The organism is Rossellomorea aquimaris, assembly GCF_020171925.1.
In the GTDB taxonomy this organism is placed as follows: domain Bacteria; phylum Bacillota; class Bacilli; order Bacillales; family Bacillaceae_B; genus Rossellomorea; species Rossellomorea aquimaris_F.
Map to the genome: position 1 here is coordinate 449,834 of NZ_JAIVAR010000001.1, position 11,882 is coordinate 461,715.

Annotated in this window: 12 protein-coding genes; 9 read left to right on the top strand and 3 right to left on the bottom strand. The window is 42.5% G+C overall.

Annotated elements, in window-relative coordinates; genetic code table 11:
- Positions 1–97 precede the first annotated feature (97 nt).
- The 4 genes from LCM10_RS02215 (at position 98) to LCM10_RS02230 (ending at position 5,081) form a co-directional block, all read left to right on the top strand.
- On the top strand, positions 98–2,290 hold the full coding sequence (locus tag LCM10_RS02215) for a peptidoglycan D,D-transpeptidase FtsI family protein (protein ID WP_412103355.1): 2,193 nt from the start codon (positions 98–100) through the stop codon (positions 2,288–2,290).
- A gap of 100 nt (positions 2,291–2,390) precedes the next feature.
- Positions 2,391–2,549, top strand: a complete 159-nt coding sequence (locus LCM10_RS02220; RefSeq protein WP_224874303.1) for a hypothetical protein — start codon at positions 2,391–2,393, stop codon at positions 2,547–2,549.
- A gap of 293 nt (positions 2,550–2,842) precedes the next feature.
- Positions 2,843–4,117 carry a hemolysin family protein gene (locus LCM10_RS02225; RefSeq protein ID WP_224874305.1) on the top strand — a complete coding sequence of 425 codons (1,275 nt, stop codon included), beginning with the start codon at positions 2,843–2,845 and terminating at the stop codon, positions 4,115–4,117.
- A gap of 64 nt (positions 4,118–4,181) precedes the next feature.
- Positions 4,182–5,081 carry a hypothetical protein gene (locus tag LCM10_RS02230; protein WP_224874307.1) on the top strand — a complete coding sequence of 300 codons (900 nt, stop codon included), beginning with the start codon at positions 4,182–4,184 and terminating at the stop codon, positions 5,079–5,081.
- A 64-nt stretch (positions 5,082–5,145) separates the two neighbouring features.
- On the opposite strand, the gene LCM10_RS02235 is transcribed toward LCM10_RS02230, so the two are convergent.
- The gene (locus tag LCM10_RS02235; RefSeq protein WP_224874309.1) at positions 5,146–5,538 is read right to left on the bottom strand and encodes an SET domain-containing protein; all 393 of its coding nucleotides are present in this window, start codon (positions 5,536–5,538) and stop codon (positions 5,146–5,148) included.
- A gap of 144 nt (positions 5,539–5,682) precedes the next feature.
- The gene (locus LCM10_RS02240) at positions 5,683–6,993 is read right to left on the bottom strand and encodes a D-alanyl-D-alanine carboxypeptidase family protein (RefSeq protein WP_224874311.1); all 1,311 of its coding nucleotides are present in this window, start codon (positions 6,991–6,993) and stop codon (positions 5,683–5,685) included.
- Positions 6,994–7,216: 223 nt separating this feature from the next.
- Between LCM10_RS02240 and LCM10_RS02245 the strand changes: the two genes are divergently transcribed.
- From LCM10_RS02245 to LCM10_RS02260, 4 genes are all read left to right on the top strand, one after another.
- On the top strand, positions 7,217–8,086 hold the full coding sequence (locus LCM10_RS02245) for a hypothetical protein (protein ID WP_224874313.1): 870 nt from the start codon (positions 7,217–7,219) through the stop codon (positions 8,084–8,086).
- Positions 8,083–9,114 (top strand): hypothetical protein, encoded by a 1,032-nt coding sequence (locus LCM10_RS02250; protein WP_224874315.1) that lies wholly within the window; start codon positions 8,083–8,085, stop codon positions 9,112–9,114. Before LCM10_RS02245 ends, LCM10_RS02250 begins: the two co-directional genes overlap by 4 nt.
- A 70-nt stretch (positions 9,115–9,184) precedes the next feature.
- Positions 9,185–10,225, top strand: a complete 1,041-nt coding sequence (locus tag LCM10_RS02255) for a S66 peptidase family protein (protein ID WP_224874317.1) — start codon at positions 9,185–9,187, stop codon at positions 10,223–10,225.
- Position 10,226: 1 nt separating this feature from the next.
- Entirely contained in the window at positions 10,227–10,766 is a 540-nt protein-coding gene (locus LCM10_RS02260) for a GNAT family N-acetyltransferase (protein ID WP_224874319.1), read from the top strand.
- 52 nt (positions 10,767–10,818) lie between these two features.
- Here the strand turns inward: LCM10_RS02260 and LCM10_RS02265 are convergent, their stop codons facing one another.
- Complete coding sequence (locus LCM10_RS02265) at positions 10,819–11,322, bottom strand: GNAT family N-acetyltransferase (protein WP_224874321.1); 504 nt, start codon at positions 11,320–11,322, stop codon at positions 10,819–10,821.
- Positions 11,323–11,438: 116 nt separating this feature from the next.
- Here LCM10_RS02265 and LCM10_RS02270 point away from each other — a divergent pair, with 116 nt between their 5' ends.
- On the top strand, positions 11,439–11,882 hold the full coding sequence (locus LCM10_RS02270; protein ID WP_224874323.1) for an HIT family protein: 444 nt from the start codon (positions 11,439–11,441) through the stop codon (positions 11,880–11,882).

Consider the following 11,882-nt stretch of genomic DNA (forward strand, 5'->3'; position numbering starts at 1 on the left):
AACTGATCCTTACAGTAAATTTAGTAAAATACATAAATGGTAAAACAAGGTAGAATCCTGGTGGCTTTTTAGGTACAATGATGGCAAGGACATAAAGATGAATCGTACAAGAGGGGTTTTGACATTGAAGGGGAAAAAGGAAAGACAAAAGAAAAAAAATACACTTCCATTCAGGATGAATATTCTGTTCTTTGCTGTATTTCTACTATTCACGATGCTGATTCTCAGATTGGGAATCGTTCAAATCGTGAACGGAAACAGTTATCTGAAAGAAGTTCAGCGCACTGAAAATGTAAAAGCGAATAACGGGAGTCCTCCAAGGGGGAAAATCTATGATCGATATCGAAACGTGATTGTTGATAATGTACCATTGAATGCCATTACGTACACAAGGACTCAATCGACCAAGCCGGATGAGATGCTGAAGGTCGCCAGGGGATTGGCTGACTTGATCAAAATGGAAACGAAAAAAGTCACAGACCGGGACCGAAAGGACTTCTGGCTTCTAACGCGTCAGGATGAGGCAGCAAAGTTGGTGTCCAAAGAAGAGATTAAGAAATTGGAAGATAACGAGGACTTAACGCGAGACGAAGCTAATAAAAAAATATATCAAATGCAGTTGGACCGGATTACAGAAGATGACATAAACTCCTTCAATGAAGACGAACTGGAAGTCCTTGCGATTTTCAGGGAGTTTAATTCAGGCTATGCCCTATCACCGCAAATCGTGAAGAACGAAGGGGTCTCGACTGAAGAAATGGCGAGGGTCAATGAGCACCTCGACAAGCTGCCTGGTGTCAACGTAACCACGGACTGGGAACGGAGGTATGTCGGTGATGATACCTTGCGTTCGATTCTCGGTAAGGTCTCATCCTCGAAGGAAGGGATTCCAAGTGAACTGGTAAACTCCTACACTGCCAAAGGCTATGCACTCAATGACAGAGTAGGGACGAGTTACGTGGAATCGCAATATGAGGATGTGCTGAAGGGGCAGAAGGAAGAAATCGAGTACATCACCAAAAAGGGAAGTGTACTGGATGAGCAACTTGTAAAAGAAGGGCATAGCGGCAAGGATGTCGTCTTGACAATCGATATGAAACTTCAGAAGGAAGTCGAGAAGATTGTGGAGGAAGAGCTGAGTAAGCAGGCGGCGAAACCCTGGGAATCTCCCTACCTAGATCGCGCATTTGTCGTGATGATGGATCCCTATACAGGTGAAATCCTGTCGATGGTCGGGAAGAAATACGGGGAAAATGCAGAGGGGAACAAAGAGCTGCAGGACTATGCTCTAGGTACATTTACTTCTGCTTATGAGGCTGGGTCCGCTGTAAAAGGCGCGACGGTATTGACTGGTTACATGACAGGCGCAATTAATGTAGGTGATGTGATGTACGATGCTCCTATGATTATAGGTGAAAATAAAAAAAGTTCCTGGTTTAATGCCACACAAGGAAATAAGTATTTGACAGATGTTCAAGCGTTGGAAATCTCCTCAAATGTTTATATGTACAAGACTGCTTTGAAAATCGCCAATGCACCAACTTCGCATAATCAGAAGTATGTTGATCTTCACCCGAAAGCGTTTGACAAGATGAGAAATGGATATAGTCAATTTGGGTTAGGGGTAAATACCGGAATCGATCTACCTGGTGAAACCTATGGATTAACCGGAACAGGCAATAAGCCTGGCTTACTGTTGGATTTAGCCATCGGACAATATGACCTGTATACCCCGATGCAGCTAGCACAATACGTATCCGCCATTGCGAATGACGGATATCGAGTGGAACCTCACATTATGAAAGAGATCCGGGAACCAAATCATGAAAAAAATAAAATCGGCCCCATCCTATTTGAAAACAAGCCTAAGGTTCTGAATAGGATCAATGCCTCCCAAAGGGAAATAAAGCAGGTTCAAACCGGGTTTTACCAGGTGGCACACGGCGCCCATGGAACTGCATCGACACAGTTCAGGAACGCCCCTTATAATGCGGCTGCCAAGTCGGGTACGGCTGAAGCATTCTATAATCGTAACAAAACCTATAATACGACCTTGATCGGCTATGCTCCATTTGATAACCCAGAGGTCGCATATTCCGTGGTGGTACCTTGGTCGCATAACAATAAAGACCCTTATGTGAATAAAAACATCGCCAAGCGGGCAATGGATAAATACTTCGATTTAAAGAAAGATGCAGAAAAACAGGGTTATTTCGAGACTTCCGTTGATGGAGAAGTGCGCTCCATCAATGGGGAGGATCAACAAACAGAAGAAAATTCTGAAGAATAAAGTGGAAGGGATCATTGATTTCTCGTAAATTTTGAAACTTTACGTCTTTTCGTTCGTATATATGAAATAAGAGTGAGCTTGATTTAAAGGAGGGATCAACATGTTGTGGTTTATTTTAATCATGGCCATCCTGGTCGGAGTGGTCAATTCCGTATTAAGAAGGAGAACCTCATCATTCCAGGACCCGACTGCCAATGAGCGCCAAATACAAGAGGAAGAACGGATTAAGGCGAGCAGCTGGTTCGGTGGTGGACAATAAGGACCGCTTGCTGGGAAAACTGTGTTTTCGTTTAAATGAAAACCCGAACCTTCACTTTGGATGTTGATTCAAATGAGTTCGGGTTTTTAGTTGTGTGATACATAGGGACATTCAACAATTTGCTGAAGAAATACGAGTCCACCCCCATCCTGATAAAATGTTGTGAATTTTTCCATGAAAAAGTGTATACTTACCAAGAGGAATCTTACGTTGATCCTCAACAATACGTGGTTTGTTCTGTTTGAACCCCAAACAGTATATATAGATAACATCTTTAGGAGAGTGACGTTTTTTTGGACGAAATACCACTGTATTCATTGATTTTACTAGGTGTGTTAATTTTACTTTCTGCCTTTTTCTCATCGGCGGAGACTGCTTATTCGAGCGTAAATAAGATCAGGTTGAAGAATTTTGAAGGGGATGGGGTCAAAGGAAGTAAAAAGGCTGTCTTTATCGCGGATAACTTTGATAACGCCCTTTCAACCATCCTAATCGGAAATAATATCGTCAATATCGCCGCGGCAAGTATTTCTGCAAGTCTAGCTTCCAAGCTTGTTGGAGGGAATACTGGGTTGGTGGTCAGCACATTCGTAATGACGATTGTCATCCTGATATTCGGGGAGATCCTTCCGAAGTCTTTAGCGAAAGAAAATGCGGAAGGCTGGGCCCTGACCATTTCCGGTGTATTATTTCTTTTGATAAAAATTCTGACACCTGTCAACTTTTTGTTCCTGAAACTGAAGGACTATGTTTCAAAGCTATTCTCCAAGAATGATGCCATGCCATCTGTTACAGAGGAAGAATTGAAGGCGATGCTTGACATCAGTGAGGAAGAAGGAGTAATTGATAAGGAAGAAAGGGAATTGATACATCGATCAATGGATTTTGATGATATCATTGCATCCGAGGTGCTCACGCCGCGGATTGATATGAAGGCTGTGGAAGTGACACAACCTATTGAAGAAATCAAGGAAATGTTTTTTGAAGAGCGTTTCTCACGTATCCCCGTATACGAAGATCACATTGATAATATTATCGGGATCCTGTCGGAGAAAGAATTTTTCACCCACTTGTTAAAATATGGGGAAGTGAATATTCGTGAGCTGATCCGTGAGCCGATGTTCGTGTTTGAATCGGCCAAGATTTCATCCCTCCTTTCAAAATTACAGAAGGACAAAGTCCATATGGCGATTGTCGTCGATGAATTTGGAGGAACCACAGGACTCATCACCCTGGAAGACATTCTAGAGGAGATTGTAGGTGAAATATGGGATGAGCAGGATGAGAAAGTTCATTCCATGACGAAAATCAATGACAAAATGTATAAATTCGATTCTCAATTCCAGCTTGATGATTTCACCGAATTATTAAATGTCCCTGAACCTGATAGTTCTTACCATACGCTTGGTGGCTGGGTTGTGGAAAGTTTCGAGGATATCCCCGCTGAAGGTGAAAGCTTTGAGTATGAAAATCTGAAGATCACCGTTGATGAAGTGGATAACCGAAGAGTCCGGACAATCAAGGTCGATGTCTTGGAAATGAACTCCGAGGATGCTTTACAATCATAGGGTTAACAAGATGAAACAACAGGCTGTTTAGAGCCTGTTGTTTTTTTGAAGGGAGAATTGGATTTTGAATAGTAAAGGCTATCCATTGCAAAAGGAACTATTAAATGAGTGGGGAAAGAGATTGATACCAGAGAAAGAGTGGTTTTTCTTCTCTGAAGCTGTTCCGGGGCTAGAATTGCTGGACTTCGCATCATTGGGCAGATTTGACATCCCGCTTGATATCCGGACATCATATGGAACATGGTCCCTTCATGGTGATGTGAAGTATTACACAATCATGAGCTCGGAACAATTCTCAACCCTCCCAGATACCACCCAAAGTGCAATCATTAAAGAGCAGTGGAGGATGGGGAGAGGACTCTTGTTCGGACTGGAAGAGCTGGCGGAATTGACCGGGGTCAGTAAGAGAACCCTTCCTTGTGTCATGCTGGATGGAGTAAAAATCAGCAATCTAAACATTGGGGTCTGGAATGGATTCTCTGAAGAAGTAAGGCATCGGTTTCTCATGGGATATGGAGCGTTTTGGATAGACGACAATGCATTTTGGGATAAGCATGGTGATGATTTCAAGTCAGGGATTACCATGACTTATCCATCACTTCGAAACCGGATCGATCGATTTTCGCCAATGAATGGACCCAATTGTCTGGGGGCAGTTGCGGCAGCCATGACAGGGGAGTTGCATTACTTTGACTGCTGGATGCAGGAAAGGGAATTTCTGTCCATTGTTGGAGACCAAGGATATACAGAATTGACGGCCGGTGATTATAAGGGGAGGGATGTGTTGATATGGTTCAATGAAGAGGGTGGAGTCATACATTCAAGCTTCATCCTGGATTCCCTCCATGCTTTTAACAAACATGGTCAAACGATGTTCAATCCCTGGCAAATCATTCGGATTGACGAGCTTATTAAAAAATGGGACCTACCAGGCTGCCATTATAAACAGTTCAGATCCATATAATAAAAGATGAGGGACGTACCTTCTCAGGAAGGTACGTCCCTCAATGCTTTAATGTGTTAAAATATTAGGAATCTGATTGGTTTTCTTCGTTGAACCAGAGTGGGTCGTCATTATCGACTTCTCCGTTGTAATTGATGAGGAGCTCTTCACCTGCTTTGATGTCCGTATATGCATAAAAATCAAACGTATGATTGTCGAAATTTATCTCATAGATGGTATTGGGTGTGTATGAATGGTTAAAGAGCATTCCATAACCCAACAGTAAGGCTGTGTGATTGATCCCATATTCAAATACATAATCTGCAAGGAACGTTTTTTCGATATGCTCATGTTCTTCATTCGGATAAGGGATGACGGGAGCTTCGTGTACAAGTTCGCCCTTCTTGATGTCCCTCTTGGCAAACACGCCTCTATTCAAATCTCCGCTGCTCAGCGAGGATAGCTTTACTTCGATCATTTTCTCACCTTCTTCTTTATAAACTGACTTTACAAGCTTGTCACGAATTCTTTAAGAAAGCAACCATTTTATCAGTGATGGGTCTCATCCTCTACCTGACACAGCTACAAACATAACCCTAAAGGAAAGGGATGAAGTGAAAGGTCATGAAAATAATTCGTCCAGGAAAGCCCCGATATGTCTAGCGCTTCTGACAAACCAATTTGCTTTTTCCACTGTAGCAGCAGCGTATACACTCACTTTCTTTTCCTGTTTAAGCTCATCCAGGATGTATTCTTCTCCATCATTGGATTCAAAGACGAGTTCGCCGATTTTTTCCCCTTTCTTTACGGGAGCGATCAGTTCACCATTTGCATCAACTTTTTCTTTATCCAGCCGTAACGCTAAAGGAGCTTGGTTGATGTCCTTTTTAGGCAATTGAACCTTCAATGGATGGTTCAGGGAAATCTTCACTTTGGATTCTACGCCGTCTTTGACAGGAAGTGTATGTCCTTTTACAGCAGCGTCATCCAAATTAAATTGAGCAGTCTTGAATTCATTGAATCCATACTCAAGCAACTCCCTGGATTGAATGAAACGCTCTGCACTACTCGGGGTGCCGTATTGATCTTTCGCATCAAGGATGACAGTGATGTACCTGACTCCGTCACGTTCCGCTGTCCCAGTGAAAGTCGAGCCGGCAAAAGGGGTTGTCCCGGTTTTTAAGCCATCCGCTCCTTCGTAAGAGTACGCGCGGCCTTCTAACAGTGCATTGGTATTCTTCATCAAATACTCTTCGTCGGTCCCTTTACGAAAATATTTATAGTTTGTTCCCGATGTCTTCAATACTTCAGGGAAATCCTTGATCAAGCGGTAGGCAAGGGTGGCCATGTCTTCAGCCGACACCATATTTTCATCGTTGACACCTGTGCCGTCTGGATGCATGCCAAGCATATCGTAATTACTCAGTCCGCTCGCATTGACAAAACGATATTGTTCCATGCCGAGATCCTTTGCTTTCTCATTCATTTTCTTGACAAAGGCCCCTTCACTTCCAGATACGGCTTCCGACAGGGCGATTGCGGCTCCGTTTCCGGATTTGATGACCATTGCTTCATATAATTCCTTAATACTGTAGTCTTCACCTGCTCTGAGAGGGACGTTGCTCAATCCGGGGGCATTAGCGAGCTGATATACCTTATCAGTCACTTTGTACGTGTCATCCCAAGACAGTTTCCCTTTTTGAATGGCTTCAAGTACAAGATATTCGGTCATCATCTTAGTCATTGAAGCAATCCCGAGTGGTTGATCTTCATTGAATTTGTCGATGATCTTACCTGTATCTGCATTCACTAATATGGCAGCATCTGCATTGATGGTCGGTTTAGCCCCATGTGCGGTCGCTGAAAAAGAAGTGAACGCCATGATGGAAACCGCGATTAATTTTACATTTTGTGATAAATTGAATTTTCCCAAACCGGTACCTCCAAGTGAATTTTCACAACTACGTTATTTTAACATAGAAACATGAAAACTCACTGAGGATTGTATTTGTCACATAAATGTAAAAAAAGATTGCTAATTATATGTAAAATGTTACCATTGGACTATGGTGACAAACCGCCACAGCCCCGTTTTATCAAGAGCGAGGATTACTAAGCATTGAGTCACAAATGAAAAGAGAGAAGAGTGAAGAGTCATGCCCCATAAATTAGCGGGGATGATCGTTGAAATGATACTGATCATTGCTGGGATCATCTTTGTAAGTGCAACATCTTTATTGTTTGAAAATCAGACCTTTTCGTTTACCGCGTACTTGAATGGGATTGTGGAAGTCTTCCTTGATTTATTTTCACCAGGTGAACTCGTTTACGTCAATCCAATTTCAGGTGTGGAAAGAAGCTTGTTCCCGATCCTTTTGCTCGCTTTTTGGAGTAGCGCCAGGATATTTTTTCTATCCTTGACCATCGCCATTCTTGCTTCAATCATTCTATTAATCATGTATTTTATCATTCATAAGCGCTTAAAACCTATCTTGAACATTTGTTCGTTCCTGTTTGGTTCCCTGCCTGATCTATTTGTGATCATCGTTGTTCAACTCGTCATTGTCTTGATCTTTAAAGAGACAGGCATCCTTCTCATTGATATTGCCTCTTTCGGAGAGAATCAGGTCATCATTCTCCCAGCCATCATTCTGAGCATTTTACCTGCCTTCTTCTTTTTCAGTAATATGGTTCAATTCTTAAAGGAAGAGGAAGGGAAAGCCTATGTTGAACTGGCGATGAGCAAGGGGCTAGGTCGCTTCACCGTATTATTCTTCCATATGGTGAGGAATGTCCTCATTAGTCTTACATACCATGGAAAACAAATCGCATGGATGATGATTTCTAATCTGCTGATATTGGAGTATTTATTCAACGTATTTGGTGTAACATCCTTTTTATTCACCTACAATACTCCTTCCGTATTTGCGGTGGCATCCATCCTGTTGTTCCTGCCGCTTTATCTACTTATTAAACTACTTCAGTATGGCATCTCTAAGGTGACTGGAAAGGAGATGAGCTTGTGAGCAAGCGTTCATTTTACTGGGGCGGTGTTGTCTTCTCATCAAGTTTGATCGTCGTAATGTTAGTGGCAAGTTTTATTTATAATATAGGCCTTGAGAAGAAGATTCCGCAAACCCTCATCATATTTGAGGAAAACGGAAAGATCAGTGGAGCGGCACCGTTTCCTCCATCGTTTGAAATTCCTTTCGGGACCGACCGTGAAGGCTTCCATATGGGCTACAAGCTTCTGGAAGGCGCGGTTTATACTCTAGGGGGAGCCATCATCATTTCTCTATTGAGCTTTGTCCTCTCGTTTGGAATAGGGGTATTCGGGGGATTCACGAAATTGAGGGTCAAAGCACTTTCCCACAAATTTTTCACCTCTTTTTATTTCATACCTCAGTCCATCATTGCTTATAACATTCTTTACCCTGTTCTTTGGGAGCCGGTCAGTGGTTTTACAACAACACTGTCGGACAGAATCATCATCGAAATGATTGTGCTGGCAGTCATCGTCACACCGACTACCGCGATCCTTATCTCGAATGAAACAGAAGAGATCCTAAAGGAAGAATTCATCACGTCGGCAAGAGTACTTGGCGGGAGCTCATTTTTCATCTTTTCCAACCATTTGATGCCTCATTTGAAGATTCGCTTATTGGTCATATATCCGAAAATCGTCATACAGATCTTGCTTGTGATTGCACATTTGGGATTTTTCACTCTCTATTTCGGAGGGACGGATGTTTGTTATGAGCCATTTTGCAATCCTCCCCGCCCTTTTATTCAGGAATGGTCTGGTCTGATGGGGACGAGTTATCAGGAAATCACCCTTTCCTGGTGGATTTTCATGGGGCCGATGCTGTGCTTTGCACTTACCATTGTATTACTCAATGGTATCGTGAAATGTATAGAGGGATTGATTGAAACATCCAGTCATGTAATAGATAAGAAGAAACGAATCCAGGAAGATGAAACTGGTAATGGTGAGTTTTTACTGGATCCCGAACAATTTCAAATGAAAAATAGTAAATCCCTAAAAAAACCTTAATTGTAAAAAAATGATTGTGTTGATTCTTGCAATCTGTTAAAATGCTGAATCAATCAGGAGGGAAATTAACATGATCACATATCCAGTGCTAAAGGAAAGGGCAGGAATAGGGGTTACAGCACCTTCTTCCGGGGTCCCTACCGAACTACATCATTTATTGGAGCAATCCAAGGATCGATTCGTAAATAAGGGGTACTCTGTTTCATTTGGTGACACTGCATGGAAACAAGAGAAGGTTCGATCATCCAGTGCCGAAAAGAGAGCGGCAGAGTTCATGGAGATGATGGAGGATGATTCGATCGAAATCATCATTCCCCCATGGGGCGGTGAATTATTACTTGAGGTTCTTCCATTTCTTGATTTTGATCGAATGAAAGAGAAATGGATCCTGGGTTATTCCGATACGAGTGCACTATTATTTGCCCTTACCCTTAGGAGGGGGATCGCTACTGCGCATGGTACGAACTTTGTAGATTTAAGGGGTGAACGTTGGGATGAGACGACCGCGATGTGGGAGAAGGTCTTGAAGACAAGGAAGGGTGGTTCCATCACTCAGGAATCATCAGAAAGATATCAGGCAGCATGGGACCATGCGAATCCGTCTGACTGTGTATTCCATTTGAATGCACCAACAAAGTGGAAGACTGTTTCGGAAAAAGATGAAAGGGTATGTGGAAGATTGCTTGGGGGCTGCATCGATATCATCCACCATCTGGCCGGTACCCCCTATGGGAACGTCCGTGAGTTTCAACGGAACTTCCTGGAAGGTGATTCCATCATCTGGTATTTCGAAAACTGTGACATGAACACTACAGGTTTGCGGAGGGCCCTACTGCAAATGAATATGTCTGGATGGTTCGAGCACTGTTCCGGTATCATGTTCGGAAGGAGTGTGGCCGATGAGCCTGTTAACGGATACTTGGCAGAGGATGTTTATAAGGAGTTATCAAATGAACTTGGTGTCCCGGTCGTATTTGATATCGATTGCGGCCATCAGCCACCTCAACTCACGCTCATAAATGGAGCGTACGCTGAGATTCAGGTTTCAGATGGAAAAGGATCCGTCATCCAATATTTCAGACGAGTGAAAGTAAGTCAGGAAGGTGAGTGAAATGAAGACAATTACGAAAATCTATATCAGGCATTACGAGTCAAGTGATGCACCATCCATGCTGCAATTTGAAGTTGAGAATAAAGATTTCTTTAAAGACTATTCACCATTGATGAGTGAAGAATTCTATACACTTGAATCCCAGGAAGAGAGAGTAGCGAGGACGAAGACGAGGATGGCAAGTGATGAATACTATGCCTTTGGGATTTTTGATACCGAGACCGATGAGCTTATAGGCAATATATCGCTCTCGGATGTGATCAGGGGGCCGCTTCAATGTTGCTATATCGGATATTCATTAGCCAAACAGCATAATGGGAAAGGTTATGCAACCGAGGCAGTCAAGCTTGCTGTAGAGTATGCTTTCAATGATCTCAAGCTTCATAGGGTCGAAGCCGGTGTTATGCTGCACAACATCGCCTCTATGAGGGTATTGGAAAAAGCGGGATTTCATAAAGAAGGAATCTTTATCAAGAATGTAAAAATTAATGGCAGCTGGGAGGATCATCAGCACTTTGCCATCATTAATCCGAATGACTGATTTCTATTTAAAAAGAACGAAGCGTGTTGAACACGATTCGTTCTTTTTCCTTCTATAGAAATAAGACCAAATATTCCTCGTCAAAATATGTTTCCTTGTATTTTAACGCTCTTTTTTCCATACCAAAAGAAGAAAACCCCAAAGAGGAATAGAGTCCTTTGGCGGAATCATTGCTCGTCACGACGGTCAAGTTAATTTGTTCTATTCCTTCCAGCTCCCTTGCTTTTTGTACCGCCTTTTCCATAAGTGTCCTGGCAATTCCGTTTCCTCTGTAATCCGGAGTTACATACATCCCAAAAATGGACGCCTTATGTTTCATTTTTTCAACTGTTTGGGGTACCAAAACGAGCATTCCGACAAGCCTTTCATCTTCAAAAGCCCCGTATGTATAATTTTCTCGCTGATCGAGTCTCGAGGCTGTATGTTCAACCGGATTTTGCATGGAAATCGTTTCTTCATAACTTGAACCGAATGCCTCCGGGTTTGTTTGAAGTGCCTCCAGTCTCAATTGAAGATACGCCTCTGCATGCGACCTGTCTAACCGTAATATTTCCATTATTTACTACCCTTCTTTCCGTAAAGTGTTATGATAGAAGAAACAAATGCGTTTCAAGATACGTATATATTCGATTGAAACGTGTAAAATCCTTTAAATTCAGAGGAGGAGATAAAATGAGCAATCATCGATGCCTTGGCTGCCGACTAGCCAATAAAGAGGAAAAGGTTTATCTCGTCTATGAGAACTCCCTTTTGAGTTGCATCTTGGATCATGATCCTTTCAATCCAGGACATGTCATGATCCTTCCAAAAGAACATGTGGAAGAAGGGTTGGAGTTTAACGAAGAAATGAACATGGCTGTCATGAAAGCCATCCAGCTTTTATCCAAAACAATCAATGAACTCTATCGTCCAGATGGTATCACGATTTGCCAAAACGGAGGGATATTCAGTGACCTGACTCATTATCATATGCATGTTGTACCGAGATTTCAGGGCCAGGATTTTGCTGAATTTTATATAGAAATCGAAGAACCGGAAGAACCGGAAGAACCATTTGAAGTCACGGCTGAGAAGATGAGATCATATATTGGGAGTTTACTAGAGAAGGAGTCGTAA